Origin of the sequence: Methanoculleus formosensis, assembly GCF_025384765.1 — an archaeon.
Classification (GTDB): domain Archaea; phylum Halobacteriota; class Methanomicrobia; order Methanomicrobiales; family Methanoculleaceae; genus Methanoculleus; species Methanoculleus formosensis.
In genome coordinates this window covers 226,227-251,506 of the sequence record NZ_VHLL01000001.1, presented here as the reverse complement: position 1 = coordinate 251,506, position 25,280 = coordinate 226,227, and the positions used below count along the sequence as shown (strand labels likewise).

The following is a 25,280-nucleotide window of genomic DNA, read 5'->3' as shown; positions in this document are numbered from 1 at the left end:
TCTCAACCCGGCCCGAGGTGTGGACGGCACCATCCCCGGGGGGTTCTGTGTAGGTAGTAGGTGATCTGGAGAGGCAGCCTTATAAATCTGCTTTTCCGTTGTCCTCAACCCCGGCTTTCCCTGATACCGGATAGGATCAGAATTGATAAATCGTTCGCCTTATATACAGAGTGTATTCATGCATGACCCCCTCCGATTACGGATGCCAACAGGCATCACATCGCTTGATCCTCTGCTGGATGGAGGCATCCCACCCGGATCGGCGGTATTGCTCCTTGGGGAGCACGGTGCCGGCAACGTCGAGTTTGTGCAGACCTCCATCATGCACCTTGCCATACTGAGGCAGAGCGGGAAGGTGGGCGAGCACCTCGTCCTCCCGGAGAAGATCACGTATGTGACGTTCACCCGGATGCGGGAGGATATCCTCAAGGAGATGGCCCTCTCGTTCAACCCTGACCTCTACACCCGGCTCAAGGAGGAGATCGCCTTTTACGACCTCTCGGAGATCTTCTTTGATGCGACCATCGTCCCTCCGAACTGGTACGGGGAGGGGAGCACCATCGAGCGCCTGAAGAAGAAGCAGCGTCGGGAGAATAGCGATATCCTCGCGGACCTCGCCCGGTTGATCGACGGATGCCCGGACAACAGCCTGATCGTCATGGACTCTCTGACCGGGATCGCACCGGCGCTTGCGGGGAGCCCACGATGGCATGCGTTCATCGCCTTCCTGCGCGGCCTGCAGCAGGTGGCAAAGCGCCGGAACATAACGATCTATCTCTCTCTCACCTCCGGTATCCTGAACCGGTCGCAGGAACTTGAGATCGCCGATTGTATCGACGCCACACTTTTCTTCCGCTGGGAGGAGACCGGTGCACAGCGTCGGCAGCGGGTGATGTACTTTGAGAGGTTCCGGGGCGTGATGCCCCGCCTTGAGGATAAGGATCTCGTGAAGTTCGCGGTGAAGATATCCGCAGGAGAGGGGTTTGAGGTGCGCAACATAAGGGTGGTGATATAATGGCCGGCCGGGTGAAGTTCGGTGTCGTGGGTCTCGATGAGATGCTCCATGGAGGATTGCTTCGCGCGAGCATATGCGCGATCGTCGGCACCTACGGGACCGGAAAGACGATGTTTGCCCTCCAGTTCGCGTATGAGGGGCTCAACCGGGGCGAGAAGGTGATCTACATCAGCCTTGAGGAGCGAGAGGAGCTCCTCCGTGCCACAATGGCACAGAAAGGGTGGGATGCGAAGGTTTTCGACGATCGGTTCTCCCTCCTCCGGCTGGATCCGACCGACTTCAACCTCGCCATCAACAGTATCAAGAGCGAGCTTCCCGCCCTGATAAGGAGCACCGGGGCCACAAGGGTGGTCATCGACCCGATATCTCTTTTTGAGGGCCTTTTCACGGATGAATCCATCCAGCGGCAGGAGATGTTTGGGTTCATCGAGATGATGCGCGATGAGGATTGCACGCTCGTTCTGACGAGCGAGACCGACGTGAGAGACCAAAATGGGAGCAAGTACGGTCTTGTGGAGTACCTGGCCGATACGGTGATCCTCCTGCGCTACATCCGCTCCCCGGGGCTTACCGAGGTGCACCTGGCCCTCGAGGTCGTGAAGATGCGCCGGTCACCCCATTCCCGCGAGATCAAGCCGTTCGAGATCCAGGAGGATGGGATCATGGTCTACTCGGAGGCAAGCCTGTTTTAGGGCGCCGGCGCCCTCCCGATGGGGAGGGTTTTACGCATACGCCGGTGGCCTCGCCTCACCCGTAGCAGAACGGCACCCATACATCTCGTCGGCGACCCATGCCCCACTTCTCTCTCCCCGGGGTCGGGGCGGTGCCCAGGCGATTGCCCGATGGAAAGACCGTATTCAGGGATAGTGTTGATGCTGGCTTATCCCGGTCATACGGGCAGCGAACCGGGGAGGTATCGCCACGGAAGGTGAGATCGGAGAAGAGCCGGCCCCGCCCCTCTTCAGATCGTGATCCCGACCAGATGGAGCAGCACCAGAACCAGGGCGCCGGGGAGTCCTGCAAGAGCGCAGATGAGGATCGTCACCAGGTTGATCTGGATGTCGGGAGCGCCGAACCACGCAAGGACGTTGAAATAGTTCAGGAGCCAGAGCGTGATGAGCCCGGCGATGGCGTTGATGACGAGCGTCATCGCCTTCTTCATCAGGTAGTATATCGCCGCGGCTATCGCTACGGCAAGAAGGATGGCAAGGATCTCTTCCATCATCTATTTACCAATGATCTGCTGGTTATTTAACCGTATTGATGGAATCGTCAGCCGTCCGACGCGTCTTGTGTCATTTCCAAGCCCCCCGAGATCCGCGAGCATCTCAAAGATGTTCCCCGAGAGCATCGCTGTCCGGATGGGTTCGACCGGTTCCCCGCCCTCCATCCAGAAGGGGTTCGAGATCTCGACGGAGAAGTCGCCGGAGAACGGGTTCGCGGTATGGGCGCCGACGACGTCGTGGATCCAGATTGCCCGCTCGTCGCCGGGCTCTTTCACCCGCGGGCCGTCGATGAAGAGATTGTGGAACCCGATTCCAGGCCCTTCGCCCCCTGAACGAACTGCACTCCCCGTGCTCCCCTCGCCATAGCGGTAACCGGTCTTGAGGTCGTAGGCGAATCCCCGGAGCACCCCCTGCTCCACGAAGACCAGGCGGCGGGTCGGGACGCCTTCCGCATCGAAGGCCGCACTCCCGAGGCCGGGGGCAAACGGGTCGTCGTAGACGGAGAGGCACTCGTCGAAGACCTGCTCGCCGACTTTGTCTGCAAGGAACGACCGGCCGGCCTTCACGTTCCGCCCGGAGAGGGCCGGGAGGAGGACCTGCCCGATGAGGCTTGCCGCCGCTATCGGGGAGAGAACGACATCGTAGCGGCCGGTCTCGATCTCCCGGCCGCCGAGGGAGCGGGCGGCAAGCCAGGCCGCCCGTTCACCGACCGACCGGGGATCGATCTCCGCGAGGAACGGGGAGGCGTCGAACTCGTAACCCGTGGACTGCTCCCGGATCGTCTCGAGGGAGACCGACGCCGCTGTCCGGCCCATGCCGTAGAAGACGCCGTTCGAGTTTGCGACCGCGAGGTACGACCGGGCAAGATTCGCGCCCCCGCCGACGACCTCCACCGGGTGCTCCGCAGCACCGGAGAGGAGATCGTCGACCATCCTTGCCGCGTCCTCCACCGCGACGACGAGATTCTCGTCGTTTGCAGAAGGAGTTCCCGCGAGGTCGGCCGGTTTCGGGAACCCGCCCCACTGCTGCGGGGTGGCGAGCCGGCCGCTCGCAAGCGCCGCATCCAGGCATTCCTGCCAGCGGTCGGGATCGCTCGTGGCCGAGAACCCTATCCGCCCGTCCCTGACCGTCCGGACGGCCATGCTCCAGGCTTCCGACTCCTCGGCGTTCCCGAGGACTCCCTTCTTGATCTCGGCCCCGACGCTCAGCCCCCGGGCGTAGAAGACCTCGATCTCGTCCGCCCGGCGTTCTCCCTCCCGGAGAATCCTCTCGATCAGATCATCGCCGTTCATTCGCCGCGCCCCCCGATGGTTGCGCCCTCGAGCAGGAGATGCGGCGCGCCGTCGCTGACCGGGACGCTCTGCCCGCCTTTGCCGCAGTACCCCGGGCTCATCTTTCGGTCGTTTCCTATCAGGGCGATGTTGTGGAGCGTCGAGAGGATCTCGCCCGAGAGCGAGACGTCCCGGACCATGCCGGCCAGCTCGCCGCCCTCGACGAGGTAGCCGTACTCCGCATTGAACTGGAAGACGCCGCGGCCGGGGTCGACCTGGCCGCCTCTTGATCCGATCAGGAGGATGCCGTCCCGGCACTCCTCGAGGATCTCGTCGTAGGTCGCGTCGCCATTCTCGATGAAGGTGTTGCTCATCCGGACGATCGGCGGCGCCCCGTGCTCCGACCGGGCGTGGCCGGGAACCCCGTTTCCGATCGCCGCAAGAGTCTCGCGGTTGTGGATGTACGACCGAAGGATGCCGTCGCGGACGATCTCTGTCCGCTCTACCGCGACGCCTTCGGCGTCGACAGGCATGAAACCGAACTCATGGAGCGTGGGGTCATCGACGATGACCAGTCCCGCGCAGCCGATCGCTTCACCGATCTTCCCCCCGAGAACCGATGCGCCTTCGCGGACGAGGTCGCCCTCGCTCGCATGGCCGACTGCCTCGTGGGTGAAGACCCCCGCAAGCTCCGGGTCGAGCACCGCCCGTTTCGCACCCCCCTTCGGGATCTTCGCGTCGAGGAGCGAGACCGCGACCTCGCCCGCCTTCCGGCCGAGATCCTGCTTACCACGGAGGTTGAACCCCGTGGTGATGTGATCGCGTTCGCTCCCCATCTGCATGACGCCGTTCCTGGACGCGATCGCGAGGACCGAGAACCCGGACCGGACGGCCTCGTAGGCGTATTCGTTCCCGCTCGAGTCCAGGAACCGGACGGAGTCGATCCCTTCGGTGTAGCGCGCCCGGGTGTTTCCCACCCCCGGCACGCGTGCCGCCTCCTCGATCCCGGCAAGCAACCGGGTCTTCTCCTCGAGATCGACCTCCCGGGGGTCCTCCACGAGCGGAGGGACCGGGAGCACGCCGCGCGGTGCGTCGGCAAGGTCGAGATGATCCTCCGTGACCGCGGCGAGACGCGATGCCGCCTCGACGAGGCTCTCCACCTCGCGTCTCGAGTCAAGATCGACGTGATCGCGGGTGAGGATGCCCCATCCTTTCGGTCCGAGCACCCGGACCACGGCTTTGTCAAAAAATGAGGTGCCCGCGGACTCGACCACCCCGCTGTCGATATCGACCAGGGTAATCTCGCCCCGTACGCACCGGATATCGTAGTATCTCACTTCAGCCATAAGGCATCAGACCACAGAGCGCCCCGCGTTCGGGTCGAAGACGGCGGTCGGGTTGACCGCCAGTTTCCGCAGTTTCGATATGAATCCTTCGCGGTTCTCGGGAACGAGCGCGTTCTCGAGGACCTCCTCGATGTGATCGACCGGCACCACCTCGACCATCGCGCGGTAGCGCTCCTCGATCAGGACGTCGTCGAGGTTCGACCGCGGGATGATCACCTTCCTGATCCCGGCCTTTGCCGCCGCCTCGATCTTGTAGGTGACCCCGCCGATGGGGAGGACGTCGCCCCTGACCGAGAGCGAGCCCGTCATCGCGACGTCCTGGCGCACCGGGATGTTCTCGATGGCGCTGATCACCGCCGTCGCCACGGTCACGGAAGCCGAATCGCCCTCGACACCGCCGTAGGTGCCGATGAACTGGACGTGGATGTCCATGTTCCGGATGTCCTTCCCCGTGAACTTCTTGATCAGGGCGCTGACGTTCGTGATCGATTCTTTGGCGATATCTTTGAGCATACCGGTCGCGATCACCGTGCCGGTCGCCCCCTGGCTCGGGGTCACCTCGGCCATCACCGGGAGGATCGAGCCCGAGTCGCTGCCCATCACCGCAAGCCCGTTCACCCGGCCGACCTTGGTTCCTTCCACGACGGCGAGGTCGTAGTCGCGGGTCCGCCGGATGTACTCGTCGGAGATCTGGTCCTCGATCGAGCGGGAGGTCGACTTCGCGGCAAGGACGTGCCTGGCCGAGGTGATCTCCGCACCCTCCTGCCGGGCGAGGTCTCCCGCCACCCGGATCAGCCCGCCCATGTCGCGGAGTTTCAGGGTCAGGTGACCCTTCCGGTTCGAGCGGCGCCGGGCTTCGCGGAGCACCTCGAGCATGGCCGCGCGGTCGAAGTGGGGGATCTTCCCGTCGTTCTTGACCTCCTGCGCGATGAACCGGAGGAACTTCTTCCGGTTCTCAGGGGTGTCCTCCATCGTCTCGCGCATATAGACCTCGTAGCCGTAGCCCCGGATACGCGACCGGAGCGCCGGGTGCATCCCCTGGATGGCATCGAGGTTGCCTGCCGCGATCATCACGAACCGGCAGGGAACCGGCTCCGTCCGGACCATCGCACCGCTCGAGCGCTCGCTCTGGCCGGTGATCGGGAAGGTGCCCTCCTGGAGCGCGGTCAGCAGGTTCTGCTGAGAGTGGGGGGTGAGGGTGTTGATCTCATCGATGAAGAGCACCCCGCCGTGCGCCTTGTGGATCGCCCCTCCCTCGACACGGTCGTGAGACGGCGTCTCAAGCCCGCCGCTCTGGAAGGGGTCGTGCCGGACATCGCCGAGCAGGGCGCCCGCGTGCGAACCGGTGGCGTCGATGAAGGGCGCCGTGACGTTCTGGTCGTGGGATATCAGGAGCTTCGGAACCATCGCTTCCTCGCGGGGCATCGAGTACTTCAGCGCCATGAAGACGAACGCGGCGGCGATGATCCCCATCAGCCACTGGTAGGTGATGATCGCGTAGCCGATGATACCGATGATGAGGAGCATGATGAGGGTACTCCGCATCTGGATCTTCTTCCTCGCTTCCACTTTGTGGGCGTTCACGATCTGCTTGCCGCGGCTCGCCGGCACGGTCCGGATGATGGGGGTGTTGTTGTCCTCGGGATTCGGGTAGACCAGGATGTCCTGCAGTTCCTCTTTCGGGAGGAGCTCGGCCATCGCCTTCGCCAGCATCGATTTGCCGGTTCCGGGGGTGCCGATCATCATCACGTGCCTGCGCTGGACGGCGGCCTTCCGGATCACCTCGACGGCGTGCTCCTGGCCGATGACCTGGTCGATGAGATTCGGGGGTACGTCGATATCTGACGATGCGCTCATCTCAAGGCCGGAAAAGACCTCCGTCTCCTCCAGTTCGTCGTTCGTGAGCTCAATGTTGGGAATTTCTGTTGTTTGCGTCGAATCCATCGTCGAGTTTACCTCTTTGCTGCACTGGTACTTATATAATTTATTCATCCTCGTTCAAATACTTTCTAGCAAAGGTGTTTCATGAGAATAATCAGTACAGAACGGTCCCAGGTCCTGGCAGCCCGCGTTGCCGAAAAGTTGGGGATCCCATTGGTCGAGACGAAATTCACCCGGTTTCCCGACGGAGAGATGTACCTCCGGTGCGGTGAGCTGGACGATGAGACCCTGATCGTCAGCAGCATCGTAGATAATGATATGTTTGTGCAGACCCTTCTCGCTATCGATGCCGCCGACCGGTCAAGAAACACCCTGGTGGTCCCGTATCTCGGGTATTCGCGGCAGGACAGGCGTTTCTTCCCGGGCGAGCCGATCAGCGCCCGGGCGATCGCGCGGGCGCTCTCGACCGGCATCGAGCGTGCGTTCGTGGTCAACGTCCATGACCCGGTCGATCTGGACTTCTTCGGCGTTCCGGCAAAGAATGTCAGCATCGCGCCGGCGATCGGTGGCTACATCGGCGATCTGCACCTGAAGAACCCCCTGGTCCTCGCGCCGGACGAAGGGGCGATCGCGTTCGCGACCGACGTTGCCGCGGTCGGCGGGTGGGACTGCGATCACCTCGAAAAGACCCGGCTCTCGGGCGAAGAAGTCAGGATCGCCCCGAAGACCATCGATGCCGCCGGGAGAGACACCGTGATCGTGGACGACATCATATCCACCGGGGGAACCCTCGCGACCGCCGCCTGCATGCTCCGGGAGCAGGGGGCAGCGTCCATCCACGCGGCCTGCGTCCACGGGGTGCTCACGAGCGGCGCCTACACCCGTCTGCGGGCGGCAGGAATCTCGTCGGTCGTCTCCAGCGACACCTACGAGAACGCCTCAAGTTTCATATCTTCCGCAAGCGCTATCGCCACCGCGATCAGGGAAGATGCTCACTGTTGACGGGTCCCACCTCGAAGGGGGCGGGCAGATCCTCCGCCTGGCGGTCGCCCTCTCGGCGATCTCCGGCATACCCATCACCGTCGTCCGGATCCGGGAGAACCGGGAGCGCCCGGGGCTCGCGCCCCAGCACATCGCCGCAGTCCGGGCGGTCGCCGGGACCTGCGGTGCCGAATGTACGGGGCTTACGCCGGAAAGCCGCGAGATCACCTTCATCCCTGGTGACCTCCGGCGTGCCGATCTCCATATCGATACCGGGACCGCGGGGAGCATCCCTCTCGTCCTCCAGGCATGGCTCCCGGCTGCGCTCGCTCGCGGCGGGAGCATCGCGGTCGTGGGCGGGACCGAGGTGGCGCAGAGCCCGACGATCGATTACGTCGACCACGTCCTCGCCCCGGTGCTCCGCCGGGCCGGGGCCTCGATCGAGATCGATCTGCTTGAGCGGGGCTACTACCCGCGGGGGGGAGGGCGTGTCCGCGTAAGCGTGGAGCCGGGCCTCCCCGGCCCGATCTCTGTCCCGGAGGAGTCGGCGTGCAGCCTCATCTCCTCTTCGGCGGGGCTTCCCGGCCACGTCACCGAACGCCAGGCCGGCGCCGCCCGCGATCTCATCAGGAGTGAACTCGATCTCGCCTGCACCGCGACCCTCGACCCCCGGGAGGGCGGGCCGAGCACCGGGAGTTCCATCACCATCTGGAGCGGGGCGAAGGGCGCCGTCGCCCTCGGGCGGAGAGGGCTTCCCGCCGAGGAGGTGGGCCGGGCGGCCGCCCGGGCCTTCATCGACGAGTACCGCAGCCCCGGCACGGTCGACGTCCACCTCGCCGACCAGCTCCTGGTCTACCTCGCCCTCTCCGGCGGGGAGTACGCCACCCATACCCTCTCGACGCATGCCAGAACCGCCTGCTCGCTCCTTGCAGAGTTCGGCCGCCCGGTCGAGTGCCGGGAGAACGGCACCGTGAGGTTCGCCGCATGACACTTGTCCTCGACGCTTCGGCCTTCTTCGCGGAGATCCCCCTCGATGGCCCAATGGCGACCACTCCCTCGGTGGTCGGGGAACTCGCCGACTTCCACGCGAAATGCCGGTTTGAGATGCTCGCGGCGACAGGACTTGCCGTCCGGGAACCTGGAGACGAGGACCTCGCGCGGGTCGATGCGGCCGCGGTGCGGACCGGGGATGCCGGGGTGCTCTCCGGAACCGACCGGGAGATCCTCGCGCTGGCACTCGAACTCTCGGCCGTCCTCGTCACCGATGACTTCGCCGTCCAGAACGTCGCCCACCGCCTCGGTATCGAGACCCGGAGCATCCGGCAACGGCCTGCCCGACCGATCCGGTGGCGTTACCGGTGCAGCGGGTGCGGGCGGTACTGGCAGGAGCCGGGGGACTGCCCCGTCTGCGGCGCATCAATCAAAAGAAAACTTAAATAATCACCCGGATACCTTTCTTCATGTCCGCGCTCGAAGAGTTGATCACGAAGGCAAAAGCGCTCCAGGCAGAAGGACACACTCCCGGCCAGATCTCCGACGAGTTGGGTCTCTCGATGGAGACGGTCACCTGGCTGCTCACCCAGCAGAAGGGTATGGAGGCCCCGAAAGACGTCCACATCGACTGGGCGGCGGTAGGGAGCCACGGAGTACTCTTGAACGACATGGCGATGATGATGCTCAAACGCTTCCTCTACCTGGCGGAAGGAAGCGTCGTACGTGCCGTCGAAGACCTCCCCGACACAGTCGTCGGCATCGCGCCGTCGGGTGCCCCGCTCGCCACCCTCATCGCCGCAGAGGAGGGATTGAAACTCGCGGTCTACCTCCCGGCGAAGCACAGCCGTGGCGAGAGCCCTACCGGGTCGCTCTCGGGCACCTTCTCCGCGATCACCGGACAGCGGTGCATCATCGTCGACGACGTCGTCACGACCGGGACGACGCTCTCCGAGGCGATCGGGTTCCTCCGGCAGCATGGGGCCGTGCCGATGGCGGTCTGGTCGCTCTTCGACAAGCGGGGTCTCCGGGAGATTGACGGGGTTCCGGTCCACTCGCTCTTCGTGATATCGAGACTTGGCTAAAGACCAGGCTCGCGCTTTTTTCAAATAACCCCCGGGTCCGCCTCCTGGAGCGGGGGGTGCGACCGGCGTGTCCGTCAGGGGTACCAGGCGCGCAATATCACCTGACGGGCGATCCATCCCCGTTGAGCGGCCGGGGCACCGGGGGGAGGGCGACACCCATCGGTTAATATATATAGAACCTCTGAACAAACCTAACGAACAAAGGAGGATTATACAATGCTTGCTGGACAGCCCATCATTATTTTACGGGACAATGTTGAGCGTACGCGTGGATTCGAGGCGCAGCGCTCGAATATCATGGCTGCAAAGGCAATTGCGGCCGCCGTTCGGACGACCCTCGGTCCCCGGGGAATGGACAAGATGCTGGTCAGCTCCAGCGGTGACGTGGTGATCACGAACGATGGGGCAACCATCCTGCACGAGATGTCCGTGCAGCACCCCGGCGGCAAGCTGGTCGTTGAGGTTGCGGAGACCCAGGACGACGAGGTCGGCGACGGCACCACGACCGCGACCGTGCTCGTCGGGTCCCTTATGGAAGAGGCAGAGACACTGCTCGCCCAGGAGGTGCACCCTACCATCATCGCACACGGCTACCAGCTCGGCATGGAGAAGGCTCTTGAGATCCTCGAGGAACTGGCCATCGCCATCAGTGCCGACGACCGGGAGAACCTCATCAAGCTCGCCGGAACCGCCATGACCGGGAAGTCCATCGAGGCGATCAAAGACCAGATCTCCGGCATCGTGGTGGACGCGGTGCAGCAGGTCGCGGCCGAGACCGGCCAGGGTACCTACACCGTGGACGAGGACGACATCAAGATCAAGAAGCAGGTCGGCGACTCGATGGACGACGCCGAACTGATCCGGGGCGTCGTCATCGACAAGAAGCGCGTATTCGAGCAGATGCCTGATGCGGTCACGGACGCTAAAGTCGCCCTGCTCGCCCAGCCGCTCGAGATCACGAAGACCCAGGTGAAGTCGAAGATCAAGATCACCACCTCCGACCAGATGAAGGCGTTCTCCGAGCAGGAGCGCGAGTCCCTCCGGAAGCTCGCCGAGTTGATCGTCGCCTCCGGCGCGAACGTCGTCCTCTGCCAGAAGGGGATCGCCGACGCGGTGCAGTTCTACCTCGCGAAGCACGGCATCTACGCCCTCGAGGACGTGAAAGAAGAGGATATGAAGTTCGCCGCAAAAGCGCTCTGCGGCACCATCGTCAACAAGCCCGAAGAACTCACCGAAGCGACGCTCGGCCATGCCGAAGCGGCCAGGGAGATCCCCGACGCCGACCTGACGATCATCTCCGGGTGCGAGAACCCGAAGGCCGTCACGATCCTCCTGCGCGGCACCTCCCAGCTCCTGCTCGACGAACTCGAGCGGGCGGTCTACGACGCGGCCCGGGTCATCCAGGACGCCATTGAGGACGGTAAGTTCGTCGTCGGCGGCGGGTCGGTCGAGATCGAACTCCAGCTCCGGCTCCGCGACTACGCCGCAACCGTCGGCGGCCGGGCCCAGCTTGCCATAGAAGCGTTCGCGAACGCGTTCGAGGTCATCCCGAGAACCCTCGCGGAGAACTCCGGGTTCGACACCATCGACAAGGTCGTCGCTCTCCGGAAGGCCCACGCCGACGGCGCGAAGTACGCCGGGCTCAACGTCTACACCGGCGAGATCGTCGACATGCACGAGGCCGGGGTCATCGAGCCCGAGCGCGTGAAGACCCAGGCGATCAAGAGCGCGACCGAGACGGCCATGCTCCTCGTCCGCGTCGACGACATGATGATCACCCAGACCGGGAAGTAGGCCGAATAATACGTTATCCGCGTGAGGAGGCGAGGAATATCCGGGCCTCCTCTTCCTCGATCTTTTTGTCCTGCGGCAGGCTCCTGCCGCCGGAGAATATCAGCGCCGTATCCGGGTTGAACCCAAAGGAGAGGAGGGCGGCCTCATACGTGTCGCCCGGCCGCCCGCGGTAGACAAGCACGGTACCGTCCGGGATGAGGGTGAGTCGACAGAGCATATCTCGATACTATTATAGTCGTAGAGCCTAAATACTCTAGGCTGATTCTGTGCCGAGGTAGTCTAGTCCGGGAAGGCGGTGGCCTCGAAAGCCACTGGTGCCTGGCACCTCGGGAGTTCAAATCTCCCCCTCGGCGTCCTTTTGAGTGTTCAACGTTCAAGCAGCCTCTTATCCCTGTTCGTAAGCGGTGTGCTCTTCTTCCTGATGCCGATAAACTTCCCCTACCTCATCGCGACGATGGATGCAGCACGGATCCTGGGCGAGAACACGGCGCTCGTCAGCGGGTTGTTCCCCGGGATCATGGGCTGTGCCGCATCCTCTTTTTTTTTCGTCGGGGGTCGGCCCACGACCCCGAAGATCGGTGCCGGCGGTATACGTAGCGGGGCACCGGGCAACGACTGCTTTTACCGTAGTACAATCAAACCTCATAACGATAGTTATGACAAGAGACTCCCCGGCAAACTTCATGGACGGGGCAATCCCCGCTGGGCTCCTCGCCACGGTGCGGTCGAAGCGGCCGCTCATCCACCACATCACGAACGGCGTCACCATCAACGACTGCGCAAACATAACGATCTGCACCGGGGCCGCCCCGGTGATGGCCGAGGCGCCTGAGGAGGTCGCCGAGATGGTCGCCGCCGCAGGCGCCCTCGTCCTGAACATCGGGACGCTCTCCGCTACGCAGGTCGAGGCGATGCTCGCCGCCGGCCGCCGGGCAAACGAACTCGGCATCCCGGTCGTCCTCGACCCGGTCGGCGTCGGGGCAACCCGGTTCCGCACCGAGACCGCCCAAAGAATCCTCGACACCCTCGATGTCGCCGTCCTGAAGGGCAACGCCGGGGAGATCGGTGTCCTTGCCGGGACGGGCGGGAGCGTCCGGGGAGTCGACTCCGGCGGGATCGCCGGCGACCCCGTCGAGACGGCGCGGGAGTGCGCCCGCCTCACGGGGACGGTCGTATCGATGACGGGAGCGGTTGACGTCGTTACCGACGATAGAAGGGTCTTCCTCGTCGGGAACGGCAACCCGGCGATGGACCGCCTCTCGGGGACGGGATGCATGGCCTCTTCGGTCACCGCGGCGTTCGTCGCGGTCGCGGACGACTACGCGGTCGCATCGGCCGCGGCGCTCGCGGCACTCGGCCGGGCGGGGGAACGGGCCGCACTTGAGGCACGCGGCCCCTACTCGTTCAGGACGGCGCTCTTCGACGAACTTGCCGGCCTCACCCCCGACGACCTTACCGGGCACGCCCGGATCGAGGAACGGTAATGGCCTACGACCTCTATGTGGTCACCGACGAGGAGATCGGCCGTGGGCGATCCCACGCGGAGCTTGCCGCCCGCGCCGTCGCCGGCGGCGCGGACGCGATCCAGCTCCGCGACAAGACCCTCTCGGGGCGGGCGCTCTTCGATGCGGCCTTTGCCATACGAGAGGTCACCCATGATGCCGGGGCGCTCTTCATCGTGAACGACCGCCTGGACGTGGCCCTCGCGGCGGGTGCCGACGGGGTTCACCTCGGCGAGAGCGATCTCCCCATCGGAGAGGCGCGACGGCTTGCCCCGCCGGGGTTCATCATCGGGGCCTCGGTCGGGTCAGTGGCGACGGCGATCCGCGCCGCGGCGGAGGGGGCCGACTACGTCGCCCTCAGCCCGACGTTTGCGACCGGATCGAAGGACGACGCCGGGCCGGGGCACGGGCTCGCGACGCTCGCGGAGATCCGGACCGCGGTCGCCCTCCCCCTCGTCGCGATAGGCGGGATCACCGCGGAAAACGTCGCCGACGTCATCGCCGCGGGAGCGGACGGGGTTGCGGTGATATCGGCGGTCGTCGGAGAGGACGACGTCACCGCCGCCGCACGGGAACTCCGGAACAGGATCGCTGCCGCGAAGGCGAAAGGGCGTTAACTCTCTGACCCGGGCTTTTGGATCGCAGGCGTCCTCTGGTGGAAGGCCGCCCGCCAACGATCGCCCTTCCGGGTATACGCCGTCGATACGTAGAATATCTGCCCACCGAAGGAGACGGTATAGGCAAGGACGGCGCCCTCCTCCCCGAGGGGCACGACCTTTTCGTCCATGATGGCGTACTCCGGGAATTCGTTGGGGTTCTCCACGAGATCGCGGAGGATCCCTTCCCTGTCCAGGATGCCCCGGGGGCTGACGACGAGGGCTTCCGGTGCGAGGTACTCCCGGTAGAACTCTGCGTCCCGGGTATCCGCAGCTCTCCAGGCCCTTCTCTCGATATCAAAGAGAGCTGTTAACAGATCTTCCATAGAGAGCGTGTGAACGCATGGGACGATAATAACCATTTCCCCGCGCTCTGCCCGGACGCAAACCCTCTTCATTTCTCCCGGAGAGGGATATCTATGACCGGGATAACCTTCACTCCCATCGGCACCGTCCACTCCCCGTTTCGCGACCCCCGCGACATGCCTATCCAGCCCGTCGGCGCCCGGGGCGTCCGGGGCACGATCGAGCTCGACCCCGCCTATGCGGCGGGCTTGAAAGACCTCACGGGATTCTCCCGGATCATCCTCCTCTACCACCTCCACCGCACGGAGGGCTACGCGCTCGAGGTGGTGCCGTTCCTCGATACGACACCGCACGGCGTCTTTGCAACCCGGGCGCCCCGCCGCCCGAACGCGATCGGGCTCTCCGTGCTCAGGCTGGTCACGGTCGAGGGCGCGACGCTCACCGTAGAGGACGTGGATATCCTGGACGGCACCCCGGTCATCGACATCAAACCCTACGTCCCGGCATTCGACGCCTACCCCGACGAGCGGGCCGGGTGGCTGGCCTCAACCTCGGAGGCCGCCCGCACCAGGCGCTCGGACGGCCGGTTCTGCTGACCGGGGCGGGGAGCAAGATTCAATACAGGCCGTTTAAGGTAAAACAATTTAACATAACATAAAAGTAAATGAAATCACTTTAATAACAAGGGGTGGATACGGTATGGTATCCATGACAAAACGAGCAATTCCACTGATCGCCATCGTTCTCCTCGCCGCCCTCCTCTTCATGGCCGGCTGCACCACCCAGCCGTCGGTCACCGGGGAGAACGCCACCCCAACCGTAGCGGACATCTCGCTCCTCGTCTACTCCGGCGCAGGCCTCAAGAAGCCGATGAGTGAGATCGGAGAGGCATTCACCGATAAGTACGGCATCAATATCGAGTACACCTTCGCCGGTTCGGGCACGCTCATCACCCAGATGGAACTCTCCCGGAAGGGTGACGCCTTCATCCCCGGCGGAACGCCGGACTACCGCATCGCCCGGGAGAAAGGCCTGGTCGGAGAGCCGGGGTACGTCGCCTACCACGTCCCAGTGATCGCCGTCGGCAAGGGCAACCCGCACAACATCACGTCGGTCGACGACTTTGCCCGGCCGGGGCTGAAGATCGCGCTCGGCGGCGTGAACTCGACCGCGATCGGCAGGGCCGGCGACAAACTCTTCCGGGCGCACGGTATCCACGACGCCGTTGAAGCAAACGTCGTCCTCCGGGCGCCGACGATCAACGAAGTGGTGGTCGCGATGAACATGGGCACGGCAGATGCCGCGCTCCTCACGATGGACCAGATCAACCCCGAGAAGATGGATATGATCGGCCTCCCGCCCGAGGACAGCCTCGCCCTCATCGTCCCGATAGGAGCGACCACCTTCACCACGCAGCCCGAAGCCGCTCAGATGTTCGTCGAGTTCGTCGCCTCCGAAGAAGGGAAGGCGATCTTTGTAAAACACGGGTTCCCCGCCTACCCCGACCCGGCGTACGCAGGGATCGAACCATGAGCGGTGCAGAGTGCCCCTGCAGGGCCATCGGGATCGCCCGGACGCCGTTCTCCGATCCGGCCGCCACCCCGATCCAGGCGGCCTTCTCCACCGCCCGCGGGACGGTGGAGGTCTACCCTGAGTTCCGGGACGGTCTTGCGGCCCTCGCGGAGTTCTCCCACATCATCCTCATCTATCGGTTCCACCGGGCCGCCGGCGAAGAACTCAGCGAGCGGGCGCTCATCGACGGTGCGGAGCCGCACGGCATCTTCGCCACCCGGCACTTCAACCGCCCGAACCGGCTCGGGATATCGGTCGTCCGGTTGACCGGGATCGAGGGTGCGACGCTCACCGTCGAGGGGCTCGACCTCCTGGACGGGACACCAGTCCTCGACATCAAGCCCTACATACCGGCGTTCGACTGCATCCCGGGCGCGACCTCCGGGTGGGTGACGCCGCAGCACGTGGGACGGATCAGAGACCAGAGTGCATCCTTTTAAGTCGGCCATGCCCCCGAATCGGGATGCCCTCCCCCACCCCACACCGTTCAGGGTGCTCTTTCTCGCCGTCCTCTTCGGCGTGATCGCCTACATGGCCGTCGTCATCGTCGGTCTCGTAGCCTACCCGCCGCTCCCGGCCCTGATCGAGAGTCTCACCTCCCCCGAGATCCTCTTCGCCGTCGAACTCTCGCTCATCACCTCCGCGATCTCCACCACCCTCTGTGTAACCGCCGCCGTGCCGGTCGCCTACGCGCTCGTCCGGTTCTCGTTTCCGGGCAAAAGAATAGCGAACACCATCTTCAACATCCCGCTCGCCCTCCCGCCCCTCGTCGCGGGCGTGGCGCTGCTCATCTTCTACGGCCCTTCAGCCTTTGGGCAGATGCTCTCCCGGTGGGGGCTCGACGTCGTCTACACCCCGCTCGGCATAATCGTCGCCCAGTTCTTCGTCAACCTCCCCTACATGGTCAGGATCACCCGGTCGGCCTTCGAGGCGATCAACCCCCGCTACGAACATGTCGCCCGGACACTCGGGTGCACCGAGTGGGGCGCGTTCCGCCAGGTCACCCTCCCGCTCGCTAAAAACGGCCTCATCGCGGGTCTGGTCATCACCTGGTCGAAGTCCATCGGCGAGTTCGGTGCGGTCCTCATGCTCGCGGGAGCCACCCAGATGAAGACCGAGACCCTGCCCATCGCGCTCTTCCTGAATATGTCGACCGGAGACCTCGACCTCGCCATCGCCGCCGCCGTCATCCTCATCGTCATATCGGTGGTCTCGCTCTCGGTCTTCGAACACTACTCCGGGACACGGGAGGTCTTCTGATATGCTCAGGATCGCCGGGCTCTCCAAACACCTTGGAGATTTCACGCTCACCGACGTGAACCTGACCGTCGCGGAGAGGGAGTACTTCATCATCCTCGGGCCGACCGGCGCCGGGAAGACGATCCTCCTTGAGACGATCGCGGGGATCTACGCGCCCGATGCGGGAACAATCACCCTCGACGGACGCGATGTGACCGCCACCGACCCGAAGGACCGGGGGGTCGGCATGGTCTATCAGGACTACATGCTCTTCCCCCACCTCACGATCGAGGAGAACATCGGGTTCGGCCTCCTCCAGCGGGGGGTCGAACCCGCCCGGATCCAGGAGAGCGTCCAGGAGATCGCAGGCCTCCTCGGGATCGACCACCTCCTCGGGCGCACGCCGGGGACGCTCTCCGGCGGCGAACAGCAGCGGGCGGCGATCTCCCGAGCCCTCGTTCTCCGGCCCCGGATCCTGCTCCTCGACGAACCGCTCTCGGCGCTCGACACCGGTACCCGCGACCGGTTCCGAAAGGAGCTGAAAGCCGTCCACCGGGCAACCGGGACGACGGTCGTCCACATCACCCACCACTTCGAGGACGTCTTCGCCCTCGCCGACCGGGTCGCGGTGATGCAGGACGGGAAGGTCGTCCAGGTAGGTACGCCCGACGAGGTCTTCCGGAGACCGGCCACCGAGTTCGTCGCCGCCTTCACCGGCATGGAGAACGTCTTCTACGGGGTCTCAAGGATCCAGAACGGGGAGACGGTCATCGATCTCGGCGGCATCAGTATCCGGACCGCAACCGATGTCGAGGGAGACGTCTGTCTCGGCATCCGGCCCGAGGAGGTGATCGTCTCCCGCGAGCCTTTTGAATCGAGCGCCATAAACGCCTTCCCGGGCACGGTGACGGAGGTGCGGCAGAACGGTATCTTCTCACGGGTCGTGGTGGAGACCGGGGTGCCCTTCGTCGCCGTCCTGACCCGGCAGAGCATCGCCCGCCTGGATCTCGCCGAGGGAAAAGAGGCTTACGTCACTTTCAAGGCCTCTGCGGTTCACGTCTTTATGCGATAGGCAAAAGGGTGTAAGAGAGGTTCAGAGCCCCGAACCTGCCCTTACACCTTCCGAAACAGGTTCTTCTCCGCACCGCACCGGGAGCATGCCCAGGTCTCGGGCAGGTCCCCAAACTCTGTGCGGGGCGCGACATTACTGCCGGGCTCGCCCGCCCGCGGATTGTAGACGTAGCCGCAGAGTCCGCACCGGTATGAATCCATCATCTCTTCCTTCACCTCACCGCCCGACCAGAGCGTCGATCGGGGCACGGCACCCATGTGCCCCCCGAGTGATAAGCGCTCCGGTCGAGGGGCCTCGGGATACCGTTAAGCCCGCCGAAGGCGAATCGCCCTTCGAGACGGGGGTTCCCGGTTCAGGCGAGGGGGGAGCATACGCTGACCGATGGTGATCACCGGAAGAAAAGAACGAGGTCCGGCCAGGGAACGGCTCTCCCCTAGACCTTCTTGAAACGGCTCTTCGGCGCACCGCACCGGGGGCATTTCCAGGTCTCGGGCAGGTCTTCAAACGCCGTCCCGGCCTCAACACCATGGGCGGTATCCCCGAGAGCGGGGTTGTAGACGTAGCTGCACAGCATGCAGCGGTATGAATCCATTGCTTCTTCACCTCATCGCCCACCGGCCGCGAGGGCGGCAGGGCATACGATCATCTCACCCGCAGAGCGATAAGCGCTCCGGTCACGACCCGGGGAAGAGCAGTTCTCTCCCCGTACACCCATCGAGGACGAGCGAGCGCTCTCCCCGCTCTGAGGCGAACCGGATCAGGTAGACCGGGTAGTAAATCGTATCGAACCCCACGATCTCCGCCGTGGGTTCGAGCCCTTTGATGACCGTCCGGAGGGACGACTCCGTGGCCTTCGCCTCGAGAGGCTCTTCGCGGAGGGGCTCCATCGAGAGGTCGACCGACCCCGGGCGGAGAGAGGAGAACGCGGGGACGTCTTCCGCGAGCAGGGGGACGTAAACCGTCGTGTCGCCCACCGTCTTCATCTCCGTGATGAGTTTCGCACCGGCAAGGCTCTTTATCGCCTTCTTCACCGCGGCCGGAGGAAGGTGGGTATCGGCCTCGATCTCGGTCAGGGTCGAGCCGCCGTTCGCAAGCCCGGAAACAACCCTCACCGCGGCCTCGTCGAGCCCCAGGAGTTCCGAGAACCCCGGCCGGACCTTTAAGCCGCGATCCATCTCGACGATGCAGCCGGTAGGCCCGTCGATGAGAAACGACGCCGTCTTCGTCGCTCTCCGGAGAATTCCACCGATGTAACGGATATCGATCCGGTGGAGCGGGCGGTAAACCCGCTCCCCGGAGACGATCCGCTCTTCCGGCTCAAGGATCAGGAACCGGCGCTTCCGTTTCCCTTTCGCGATATCGAGCGCTTCTTCGCGGAGCAGCACCGGGATGACCGCATTCGCGGCGGCCTGCGGCGAATCCGTGCTTTCCCGGCGGCTCTCCTCGGGGTCGCACGGCTTCGCGCGGGCCGGCTCGGTGTGGGCCGGTTCCGCACGGGGTGCCTCGGCCGGCCGGACCGGCCGCGCCGGGACGAGTTTCGGCGTCAGCCCCCGGTGCTCGCAGAGCCGGTCGCGGAACCGCATCTTCACCTTCTCGCGGGAGAGGCTGCCCATCACGAAGAACTCCCCGGGTTCGAGTTCGGCGAGTTCCGCGACCTCTTTACGGGACGAAAAGAAGAGGCCGACCGCTTTCAAGTCATTTTCTATCGAGAGTTTCCCGATGATCTGGTTGTTGCACTGCGAGAGGACGTTCTTCGTCACGAGCGACGGGCGCTGGGTCGCGACCAGCATCCCGAGCCCGCGTTTGCGCCCCCGGCGGGATATCTCCTCGATCTTCTTGATGGACTCGCCGGACTGGGGGATGAACTTGTCCGCCTCCTCCACGATCAGCAGGAAGGGTTTCTTGAGCCCGCTCTCCAGATCGTAGAGGAGATCGGCGAGGAGAGTCACCTTCTCCCGCATATCGGTCTCCGAGACGTCGAAGATCACCGCCGTCCGGGAGCAGATCGCGTTATGCATCAGCTCCCGGAGGTTCGCCCGCTCGATATCGATGTCGCAGTCGTCGCCGGAACCGATCCAGAGGAGGTGGAACCTGTCCCTGAGCGAGGAGTACTCCCCCTCCGTATCGATGAGACAGAACCCCACCCGCGCCTGCAGGAGCTGCTCGCAGATGACCGCGATGCTCCAGCTCTTTCCGGCACCGGACTGCGCGATGATGCAGGTCCTTCCCGTGACCAGTTCCTGGGCGTCGACGGCGACGTCGCGGTCGCCGTCCTTCCCGATGACGATCTCCATCTCTTCAAGAAGAAGACAGGACGGCGAGAGGTTTAACGCTTCCTTTTCGATTCAGGAGGGTTTGTTCGGGGGCCTCAGAGCCCCTCATCACGATTTGTTCCTGCGGAGCGAGAGAACGACCCCGAAGACCGAGAGGACCGCGAGTGCGAGGAAGATCAGCCGCAGGCTCAACAGAAAGTCCGGGAATGTCGTCGGCGTGACGACGGTCGACCCCATGACGACCGCAAAGACCACCAGGACCGCTCCCATGCTGAGCATCATCCCGAGCGACCGCATCATCGCCGTCATCGCAGATGCGCACCCGTAATCCCGCCTCGTAACGGAGCCCATGATGGCGGTGGTGTTCGGGGACGAGAAGAGCCCGACCCCCACGCCCAGCAGGACCAGGAGGGCGACGATCGCGGCGACCGGCGTCGTCGGGGAGAGGAAGAAGAAGCCGAAGAGTGCCGCGCCCGAGAGCGCCATCCCCACCGAGGCGACGTGCCCGGGCTGTATCCGGTCGGCGAGGCGGCCGGAGATCGGGGCGACGAAGGCCATGATCACCGGCTGGACCAGGAGCAGGGTGCCCGCGGCGACGGGTTCGTAGCCCCGGACGTACTGGAGGTAGAGGGAGAGGAGGAATCCGACCGCATACGTGGCGCTGTAGTTGATCAGGGCTGCACCGTTCGAGGCGGCAAAGACCCGGTTCGACACAAGCAGCGGGACCGGGAGGATGGGGCAGGGCTGCTGCTGCTCCACCCGGATCAGGATCACCCCGAGCAGGACGACCGCCACGAGGAGCACCACGCCGGCCGGGGTGGTCGCCCGGGCCAGGCCCAGGAAGAGACAGAGGATCAGGACGGAGGAGATGACCGTCCCGGGGATGTCGAAGCGCTCGTCGCGCCGCTCGTTCAGGAACGCCGGGTACTTCCCGGCGTAGAGGAGGGACGGGATGGCGATGAGCATGGTCAGGACGAAGATGCTCCGCCAGCCGAAGAACTGAGTCAGGGCGCCCCCGAGAAACGGCCCGAGCGAGAGCCCGGCGTAGGTGGCGGTGACATTCAGCCCGATGGCGGTGCCGCGTTCGCCGGGAGGAAAGAGCTGGGTGATCAGGGCCACGCTGTTTGCGTAGATCATGGCGCCGCCGATCCCCTGCAGGAACCGGAAGGCGAGGAGCAGCTCGAACGTGGGCGTGAAGATGGTGAGGATGGAGCCGGCGGTGAAGACGACGACCCCGAGCAGGAAGACGGTGACTCTCCCCCGGGTGTCGCCGAGCCTCCCCGCCGGGAGGAGGAAGATGACCGACGAGAGGAGGTAGGCACTGGCGACCCAGGCGAGCATGGCGGCGTCGGCAGTGAACTCAGCCCCGATGGCGGGCAGGGCGAGGTTGATCGCGGAGCCCGTGAACGGGTTGAGGAACGTGACGGCGGTGATGAGGATCAGGATAAATCTTCTTGAATACGGCTTGTTTTCTTCCTGCTCCACGGTATCGTGCCCCTGAAACATCCCCGATTCCTTCCCGGGTATGCGTTATAAGGATATACGCTGTGAGCGCAGATAAGAACACTGTCGCTACCCGCGACTCCTTTACTCCGAACGGCACCGGAGAGGATACGCCAGACCCTCGCCCGGATCGTGCCGTATGCCGCGATTATATTCTTCGGGAGGGGCGGGTCTGCCGGCTTTCCGGTCCCCCCACCTCAGGACGTGCCGCTCCCGGATCGCGGTGAGGCCCCGGGAGGGGCCGGAGAGATCACCACGCAGCCCTGCGGTTCGAGACCGTCCACGCTTTCAGCGCCCCGCCGATCGCGCCGCCGACGGCGCCGAGAAGGCCGAAATAGAGGGCGAGGGCGAAGAGGAGGACGGCTACCCCGAGGCCGAGGAGAGTGCCGAGAGGGCCGAGGACCGCTGTCCCGCCGACGACGGCGACGACCGAGAAGATCGCGGCGACGACGAGCCCGCCGATAAGTCCGCCGAGCGCGCCCCGGACCGCCCCCGGAGGCCCTAGATAGCCGCCGATGGCCCCTCCGACGATCGGTCCCCCTACCGGAAAGAACGGGCTGATGAAGAGCATGAATATGATGCCTACAAGCGGAGAAAGCCAGTAGGGAGCGTCCTGTTTCGCCAACCTCGCCTCCGAAACGAGAAGGGCCGGGGAGAAGGCCCTCGGCGTTCGACCTCCAGTTACCGCCGTATCGCCCCGGCGATGACGCCGCCGATCAGGGAGAGAAGGCCCTGGTAGACGAACGCCGCCACGATGATGACGAGCGACGTTCCAAGGCCCGCGATGAACCCGAACGCCCCGAGGAGAACCGTGCCGCCGATGATGAGCAGCACCGCGATGACGATAGCACCGAGGATGCCGGCAAACAGCCCGGCCTTCGCACCGTTCCCTATCCCGCCCCTGACCATCCACCCGGCGACGAACCCGCCGACGAGCGGCCCGATGACCGGCAGCAGGAAGCCGAGAACAAGTCCCACGAGCCACCCGACGATGACGCCGGCCCAGAAGTTATCCGCCATATTAATCCATCACCGCCGGGGATTCGGAGACGTGATATATATACGTTGGGGCGAGGGACAGGTCACGGGCGGATCCGGGTTCCCGCTCGTCCGGAAAGCGCCCGGTAAGCACCCTCGAGGGGCGCGATGGTCGCCCGCTCCCCTCCGGCTTCGAGGAAATTGAGAGCCGCCCTGATCTTCGGCCCCATCGTCCCGGGAGGGAAATGCCTCGCCGCGAGGTGGGCCCGCGCTTCGCTGGCCGTCATCTCAGCGATCTCCTGCTGGTCCGGCCGACCGTAGTTCAGGGCGACACGCTCGACGTCGGTCAGGATCAGGAGGTCGTCGGCACCGACGAGCCGGGCAAGGAGGGCTGCGGTGAGATCCTTGTCCACGACCCCCTCGACACCCCTGAGGGCGCCTTTGCTGTCCGCGACCACCGGAACGCCTCCGCCGCCCGCGGCGATCACGATCGTCCCGGTGGAGAAGAGACGGGCGATCGCCCGCTCCTCCACGAGGGCGACCGGGCGTGGGGAGGGGACAACCCTCCGGTAACCCCGACCCGGGATCTCGACCATCCGCCAGCCCTTCTCCTCCCGGAGCCTCCTCGCCTGCACCTGGGTGTAGAACGGGCCGATGGGTTTTTCAGGGTTCGTAAATGCCGGATCGTCGCCGTCGACCAGGGTCTGGGTGAGCACCGTCGCGACCGGGCGGTCGATCCCCGCCTTCCGGAGCGCCTCCCCGAGCGACTGCTGGAGCATGTAGCCGATCATCCCCTGGCTCTCCGCCCCACAGATATCGAGCGGCATCGGTGGGAGGGTCTCTTTTGCGAGTTCGTTCTTGAGGAGGATATCGCCCACCTGCGGCCCGTTCCCATGGGTGACGGCGACGGCACAGCCTTCGCCTGCGATCATTGCGATCTGCCGCGCTGCCTTTTGCACGTTCGCAAGCTGCTCTTTTGCCGTCCCCGTCTCCCGGTGCTGCAGGATGGCATTGCCGCCGAGCGCGATCACCACTGCCTTCATTGCATCACCCCCGCTCCAGTGTGCAGGTCATACAGTGGGGGCCACCGTAGCCCCCCGTCAGGTTCTCGAGGTGCAACGGGCAGACCTCGATGCCATGCCGGGAGAATTCCGGCTTCTTCGGGAAGATGCACCCTTCGCTTTGTATCCGGCGGTAATCCTCCTCTGCATGGTGTAACAGTCGCCCGTAGCGCTCCGGGTCGCGGGCAGCCTTCCGCTCCAGGTTCAGAAGCACCATCCGCATCACCTCTTCCCCCTCCACCGCGAGAATGGTCCCGTCCCGGACGCAGAGGACGTTTGCGGCGTAGGAGAGCTGCTCCAGGATCGAGAGATCGATCACGGAGAACCCCTTCGATAGGATGTAGTCGTAGAGGGTCGTCGTCTCGCCGGACGGCTCGTAGCCCTCGTCCGACCGGCAGTAGACCTCGAGACGCGCCCGCTGGAGGAGGAGAGCCGAGCCGAGCACCACCCCGCTTCCCGCGACGTTGAAGTAGGTGTCAAGGTGCATGTCGACCATCGGGTCGGGGCGGTCGCCCGGGATGAGCGGGTGACCCGGCTGGTGAACGATCCCGATCTCGTCGAACCCCGGATCGAACCCGAGAAACTGCGATACCCCCTCACGGTTCGTCCGGTCCCCTGTGCCGATGAGGGCGAACTCCCCCATCGGCATGAAATCGCCGCCCTCGAACGTCCCCGGCGCCTCTATCGTCCCGATGATCGGGATGCCGAGGATATCCCAGAGGAACCGGGTGATCCCGGGCTCCCGGGCCCGCTGCTCTTTTGCCGGCCGCCCGAGGACAAGGCCGCGGGCGGTCGCCGCCTGCTGGTCGCGCATGAAGTAGAGGTTTGCAAGCGGACTCTGTCCGAGGATATGGACGTCAACCCCGCCGCCGGCACCCCTCCCGCCCACGTCGATGATCGGATTTAAGAGCAGGAGGGTGAAGAAGTGCAGCGAGTCCAGGGAATCGGCGTTCTGCTCCATACTCCGCCGGGCCTCCGCCACCTCCCTTCCGTTGCCCCGGAGAGTGACGATCTCGTGCGCCTGATCGACGAGCCGCCGGCGCACCGCGGGATCGCGATCGGCGGTATCGAGAACCGTCTCCTTAAGGCGCAGCACCCGAACCCCGAACTCCTCCCCGAGCGCGCGCTGGAGCAGGTCGTGCTCGCACCGCGCCTCGTAGCGGCTGAACGCCCGCTCGTAGAGCGCCGCGTACGGCTCAAGCAGCCCGAAAAACATCTCGATCCCCGGGCGGTGAACGGCCACCGTCCGGAGGCGGTCCCATTCCGCCCGAACCCCCGCCGCCATCCGGTTCACCCCCCGTTCCGGGGAGCGGCGAAGTAATACGCGATCATCACCCCGACCGCCGTCGCCACCGCGAGCACCCAGTTCACCCGGCCGCCAAGGATGAAACTGATGCCCGCAAAGACGATGAACGCTAACATGCCATAGAGAAGGAGTTTTACGTATCGTTGCATTAGAGGAAAATTTTCTCCCGGAGAATGGATAAACCTGTCGTAAGCCGTTGAATCCCGGATCCGGAAAACGGAAC

The 25,280-nt window shown here is 64.6% G+C and carries 29 protein-coding genes and 1 tRNA gene; 15 read left to right on the top strand and 15 right to left on the bottom strand.

Features of this window, described 5'->3' with window-relative positions:
- The first annotated feature begins 202 nt into the window (after positions 1-202).
- On the top strand, positions 203-1,015 hold the full coding sequence (locus FKB36_RS01415; RefSeq protein WP_261596239.1) for an RAD55 family ATPase: 813 nt from the start codon (positions 203-205) through the stop codon (positions 1,013-1,015).
- Complete coding sequence (locus FKB36_RS01410; RefSeq protein ID WP_261596238.1) at positions 1,015-1,707, top strand: KaiC domain-containing protein; 693 nt, start codon at positions 1,015-1,017, stop codon at positions 1,705-1,707. Before FKB36_RS01415 ends, FKB36_RS01410 begins: the two co-directional genes overlap by 1 nt.
- 269 nt (positions 1,708-1,976) lie before the next feature.
- On the opposite strand, the gene FKB36_RS01405 is transcribed toward FKB36_RS01410, so the two are convergent.
- Genes FKB36_RS01405 through lonB form a run of 4 tightly spaced genes read right to left on the bottom strand, consistent with a single transcriptional unit; the run spans position 1,977 to position 6,802 of the window.
- On the bottom strand, positions 1,977-2,240 hold the full coding sequence (locus FKB36_RS01405) for a pro-sigmaK processing inhibitor BofA family protein (RefSeq protein WP_261596237.1): 264 nt from the start codon (positions 2,238-2,240) through the stop codon (positions 1,977-1,979).
- On the bottom strand, positions 2,241-3,533 hold the full coding sequence (locus FKB36_RS01400) for a TldD/PmbA family protein (protein ID WP_261596236.1): 1,293 nt from the start codon (positions 3,531-3,533) through the stop codon (positions 2,241-2,243). It lies immediately after the preceding gene.
- Positions 3,530-4,858 (bottom strand): TldD/PmbA family protein, encoded by a 1,329-nt coding sequence (locus FKB36_RS01395; RefSeq protein WP_261596235.1) that lies wholly within the window; start codon positions 4,856-4,858, stop codon positions 3,530-3,532. Before FKB36_RS01395 ends, FKB36_RS01400 begins: the two co-directional genes overlap by 4 nt.
- Positions 4,859-4,864: 6 nt before the next feature.
- Positions 4,865-6,802, bottom strand: coding sequence for an ATP-dependent protease LonB (gene lonB / locus FKB36_RS01390; protein WP_261596234.1), 1,938 nt, complete (start codon positions 6,800-6,802; stop codon positions 4,865-4,867).
- Between the two features lie 81 nt (positions 6,803-6,883).
- Between lonB and FKB36_RS01385 the strand changes: the two genes are divergently transcribed.
- From FKB36_RS01385 to thsA, 5 genes are all read left to right on the top strand, one after another.
- The gene (locus FKB36_RS01385) at positions 6,884-7,741 is read left to right on the top strand and encodes a ribose-phosphate diphosphokinase (RefSeq protein ID WP_261596233.1); all 858 of its coding nucleotides are present in this window, start codon (positions 6,884-6,886) and stop codon (positions 7,739-7,741) included.
- Positions 7,728-8,708 carry an RNA 3'-terminal phosphate cyclase gene (rtcA, locus tag FKB36_RS01380; RefSeq protein ID WP_261596232.1) on the top strand — a complete coding sequence of 327 codons (981 nt, stop codon included), beginning with the start codon at positions 7,728-7,730 and terminating at the stop codon, positions 8,706-8,708. The genes FKB36_RS01385 and rtcA overlap by 14 nt, the downstream gene beginning before the upstream one ends.
- The gene (locus tag FKB36_RS01375; RefSeq protein WP_261596231.1) at positions 8,705-9,160 is read left to right on the top strand and encodes an NOB1 family endonuclease; all 456 of its coding nucleotides are present in this window, start codon (positions 8,705-8,707) and stop codon (positions 9,158-9,160) included. The genes rtcA and FKB36_RS01375 overlap by 4 nt, the downstream gene beginning before the upstream one ends.
- Before the next feature lie 20 nt (positions 9,161-9,180).
- On the top strand, positions 9,181-9,795 hold the full coding sequence (locus FKB36_RS01370; protein WP_261596230.1) for an orotate phosphoribosyltransferase-like protein: 615 nt from the start codon (positions 9,181-9,183) through the stop codon (positions 9,793-9,795).
- A gap of 216 nt (positions 9,796-10,011) precedes the next feature.
- On the top strand, positions 10,012-11,589 hold the full coding sequence (gene thsA / locus FKB36_RS01365; RefSeq protein WP_261596229.1) for a thermosome subunit alpha: 1,578 nt from the start codon (positions 10,012-10,014) through the stop codon (positions 11,587-11,589).
- Between the two features lie 13 nt (positions 11,590-11,602).
- Here thsA and FKB36_RS01360 read toward each other — a convergent pair whose 3' ends face one another.
- On the bottom strand, positions 11,603-11,806 hold the full coding sequence (locus tag FKB36_RS01360; RefSeq protein ID WP_261596228.1) for a thiamine S protein: 204 nt from the start codon (positions 11,804-11,806) through the stop codon (positions 11,603-11,605).
- A 51-nt stretch (positions 11,807-11,857) separates the two neighbouring features.
- Between FKB36_RS01360 and FKB36_RS01355 the strand changes: the two genes are divergently transcribed.
- From FKB36_RS01355 to thiE, 3 genes are all read left to right on the top strand, one after another.
- Positions 11,858-11,942: transfer RNA gene (locus FKB36_RS01355), tRNA-Ser, on the top strand.
- A 303-nt stretch (positions 11,943-12,245) separates the two neighbouring features.
- Complete coding sequence (gene thiM, locus FKB36_RS01350; RefSeq protein WP_261596227.1) at positions 12,246-13,073, top strand: hydroxyethylthiazole kinase; 828 nt, start codon at positions 12,246-12,248, stop codon at positions 13,071-13,073.
- Entirely contained in the window at positions 13,073-13,708 is a 636-nt protein-coding gene (thiE, locus tag FKB36_RS01345) for a thiamine phosphate synthase (protein ID WP_261596226.1), read from the top strand. The genes thiM and thiE overlap by 1 nt, the downstream gene beginning before the upstream one ends.
- On the opposite strand, the gene FKB36_RS01340 is transcribed toward thiE, so the two are convergent.
- Positions 13,705-14,073, bottom strand: a complete 369-nt coding sequence (locus FKB36_RS01340; RefSeq protein WP_261596225.1) for a nuclear transport factor 2 family protein — start codon at positions 14,071-14,073, stop codon at positions 13,705-13,707. The genes thiE and FKB36_RS01340 overlap by 4 nt on opposite strands.
- Positions 14,074-14,166: 93 nt before the next feature.
- On the opposite strand from FKB36_RS01340, the gene tsaA (FKB36_RS01335) reads away from it, so the two are divergent.
- From tsaA (FKB36_RS01335) to wtpC, 5 genes are all read left to right on the top strand, one after another.
- Positions 14,167-14,649: a tRNA (N6-threonylcarbamoyladenosine(37)-N6)-methyltransferase TrmO gene (gene tsaA, locus FKB36_RS01335; RefSeq protein ID WP_261596224.1), complete on the top strand. Its 483-nt coding sequence runs from the start codon at positions 14,167-14,169 to the stop codon at positions 14,647-14,649.
- 103 nt (positions 14,650-14,752) lie between these two features.
- Positions 14,753-15,586, top strand: a complete 834-nt coding sequence (locus FKB36_RS01330) for a molybdate ABC transporter substrate-binding protein (RefSeq protein ID WP_261596223.1) — start codon at positions 14,753-14,755, stop codon at positions 15,584-15,586.
- Complete coding sequence (gene tsaA, locus FKB36_RS01325; RefSeq protein WP_261596222.1) at positions 15,583-16,065, top strand: tRNA (N6-threonylcarbamoyladenosine(37)-N6)-methyltransferase TrmO; 483 nt, start codon at positions 15,583-15,585, stop codon at positions 16,063-16,065. Before FKB36_RS01330 ends, tsaA (FKB36_RS01325) begins: the two co-directional genes overlap by 4 nt.
- Positions 16,066-16,072: 7 nt before the next feature.
- Positions 16,073-16,885 carry an ABC transporter permease gene (locus FKB36_RS01320; RefSeq protein ID WP_261596221.1) on the top strand — a complete coding sequence of 271 codons (813 nt, stop codon included), beginning with the start codon at positions 16,073-16,075 and terminating at the stop codon, positions 16,883-16,885.
- Position 16,886: 1 nt separating this feature from the next.
- Positions 16,887-17,936, top strand: a complete 1,050-nt coding sequence (gene wtpC / locus FKB36_RS01315) for a tungstate ABC transporter ATP-binding protein WtpC (protein ID WP_261596220.1) — start codon at positions 16,887-16,889, stop codon at positions 17,934-17,936.
- A gap of 41 nt (positions 17,937-17,977) precedes the next feature.
- Here the strand turns inward: wtpC and FKB36_RS01310 are convergent, their stop codons facing one another.
- From FKB36_RS01310 to FKB36_RS01270, 9 genes are all read right to left on the bottom strand, one after another.
- A complete protein-coding gene (locus FKB36_RS01310) occupies positions 17,978-18,139 on the bottom strand; it encodes a rubredoxin (RefSeq protein WP_315901812.1) in 162 nt (53 codons plus the stop codon).
- A 230-nt stretch (positions 18,140-18,369) separates the two neighbouring features.
- Positions 18,370-18,528, bottom strand: a complete 159-nt coding sequence (locus tag FKB36_RS01305) for a rubredoxin (RefSeq protein WP_261596219.1) — start codon at positions 18,526-18,528, stop codon at positions 18,370-18,372.
- 82 nt (positions 18,529-18,610) lie between these two features.
- Positions 18,611-20,230 (bottom strand): ATP-binding protein, encoded by a 1,620-nt coding sequence (locus tag FKB36_RS01300; protein WP_261596218.1) that lies wholly within the window; start codon positions 20,228-20,230, stop codon positions 18,611-18,613.
- Between the two features lie 87 nt (positions 20,231-20,317).
- On the bottom strand, positions 20,318-21,694 hold the full coding sequence (locus FKB36_RS01295; protein ID WP_261596217.1) for an MFS transporter: 1,377 nt from the start codon (positions 21,692-21,694) through the stop codon (positions 20,318-20,320).
- Between the two features lie 268 nt (positions 21,695-21,962).
- Complete coding sequence (locus FKB36_RS01290; RefSeq protein ID WP_261596216.1) at positions 21,963-22,337, bottom strand: DUF5518 domain-containing protein; 375 nt, start codon at positions 22,335-22,337, stop codon at positions 21,963-21,965.
- Positions 22,338-22,393: 56 nt separating this feature from the next.
- Positions 22,394-22,732, bottom strand: a complete 339-nt coding sequence (locus tag FKB36_RS01285; RefSeq protein ID WP_261596215.1) for a DUF5518 domain-containing protein — start codon at positions 22,730-22,732, stop codon at positions 22,394-22,396.
- Positions 22,733-22,794: 62 nt separating this feature from the next.
- Positions 22,795-23,733, bottom strand: a complete 939-nt coding sequence (arcC, locus tag FKB36_RS01280) for a carbamate kinase (protein ID WP_261596214.1) — start codon at positions 23,731-23,733, stop codon at positions 22,795-22,797.
- 4 nt (positions 23,734-23,737) lie between these two features.
- Positions 23,738-25,036, bottom strand: a complete 1,299-nt coding sequence (locus FKB36_RS01275; protein ID WP_261596213.1) for an arginine deiminase family protein — start codon at positions 25,034-25,036, stop codon at positions 23,738-23,740.
- 5 nt (positions 25,037-25,041) lie between these two features.
- Entirely contained in the window at positions 25,042-25,206 is a 165-nt protein-coding gene (locus FKB36_RS01270) for a hypothetical protein (RefSeq protein WP_261596212.1), read from the bottom strand.
- Between the last annotated feature and the right edge of the window lie 74 nt (positions 25,207-25,280).

Coding starts and splice junctions, on each gene's coding strand:
- thiE (WP_261596226.1), top strand. CDS start 13,073: ATGGCCTACGACCTCTATGTGGTCACCGACGAGGAGATCGGCCGTGGG.
- FKB36_RS01375 (WP_261596231.1), top strand. CDS start 8,705: ATGACACTTGTCCTCGACGCTTCGGCCTTCTTCGCGGAGATCCCCCTC.
- FKB36_RS01275 (WP_261596213.1), bottom strand. CDS start 25,036: ATGGCGGCGGGGGTTCGGGCGGAATGGGACCGCCTCCGGACGGTGGCC.
- FKB36_RS01360 (WP_261596228.1), bottom strand. CDS start 11,806: ATGCTCTGTCGACTCACCCTCATCCCGGACGGTACCGTGCTTGTCTAC.
- thsA (WP_261596229.1), top strand. CDS start 10,012: ATGCTTGCTGGACAGCCCATCATTATTTTACGGGACAATGTTGAGCGT.
- FKB36_RS01405 (WP_261596237.1), bottom strand. CDS start 2,240: ATGATGGAAGAGATCCTTGCCATCCTTCTTGCCGTAGCGATAGCCGCG.
- FKB36_RS01320 (WP_261596221.1), top strand. CDS start 16,073: ATGCCCCCGAATCGGGATGCCCTCCCCCACCCCACACCGTTCAGGGTG.
- FKB36_RS01370 (WP_261596230.1), top strand. CDS start 9,181: ATGTCCGCGCTCGAAGAGTTGATCACGAAGGCAAAAGCGCTCCAGGCA.
- FKB36_RS01410 (WP_261596238.1), top strand. CDS start 1,015: ATGGCCGGCCGGGTGAAGTTCGGTGTCGTGGGTCTCGATGAGATGCTC.
- FKB36_RS01395 (WP_261596235.1), bottom strand. CDS start 4,858: ATGGCTGAAGTGAGATACTACGATATCCGGTGCGTACGGGGCGAGATT.
- FKB36_RS01340 (WP_261596225.1), bottom strand. CDS start 14,073: ATGGAAGATCTGTTAACAGCTCTCTTTGATATCGAGAGAAGGGCCTGG.
- FKB36_RS01330 (WP_261596223.1), top strand. CDS start 14,753: ATGGTATCCATGACAAAACGAGCAATTCCACTGATCGCCATCGTTCTC.
- tsaA (WP_261596222.1), top strand. CDS start 15,583: ATGAGCGGTGCAGAGTGCCCCTGCAGGGCCATCGGGATCGCCCGGACG.
- lonB (WP_261596234.1), bottom strand. CDS start 6,802: ATGGATTCGACGCAAACAACAGAAATTCCCAACATTGAGCTCACGAAC.
- tsaA (WP_261596224.1), top strand. CDS start 14,167: ATGACCGGGATAACCTTCACTCCCATCGGCACCGTCCACTCCCCGTTT.
- arcC (WP_261596214.1), bottom strand. CDS start 23,733: ATGAAGGCAGTGGTGATCGCGCTCGGCGGCAATGCCATCCTGCAGCAC.
- rtcA (WP_261596232.1), top strand. CDS start 7,728: ATGCTCACTGTTGACGGGTCCCACCTCGAAGGGGGCGGGCAGATCCTC.
- wtpC (WP_261596220.1), top strand. CDS start 16,887: ATGCTCAGGATCGCCGGGCTCTCCAAACACCTTGGAGATTTCACGCTC.
- thiM (WP_261596227.1), top strand. CDS start 12,246: ATGACAAGAGACTCCCCGGCAAACTTCATGGACGGGGCAATCCCCGCT.
- FKB36_RS01415 (WP_261596239.1), top strand. CDS start 203: ATGCCAACAGGCATCACATCGCTTGATCCTCTGCTGGATGGAGGCATC.
- FKB36_RS01400 (WP_261596236.1), bottom strand. CDS start 3,533: ATGAACGGCGATGATCTGATCGAGAGGATTCTCCGGGAGGGAGAACGC.
- FKB36_RS01305 (WP_261596219.1), bottom strand. CDS start 18,528: ATGGATTCATACCGCTGCATGCTGTGCAGCTACGTCTACAACCCCGCT.
- FKB36_RS01310 (WP_315901812.1), bottom strand. CDS start 18,139: ATGATGGATTCATACCGGTGCGGACTCTGCGGCTACGTCTACAATCCG.
- FKB36_RS01300 (WP_261596218.1), bottom strand. CDS start 20,230: ATGGAGATCGTCATCGGGAAGGACGGCGACCGCGACGTCGCCGTCGAC.
- FKB36_RS01285 (WP_261596215.1), bottom strand. CDS start 22,732: ATGGCGGATAACTTCTGGGCCGGCGTCATCGTCGGGTGGCTCGTGGGA.
- FKB36_RS01270 (WP_261596212.1), bottom strand. CDS start 25,206: ATGCAACGATACGTAAAACTCCTTCTCTATGGCATGTTAGCGTTCATC.
- FKB36_RS01385 (WP_261596233.1), top strand. CDS start 6,884: ATGAGAATAATCAGTACAGAACGGTCCCAGGTCCTGGCAGCCCGCGTT.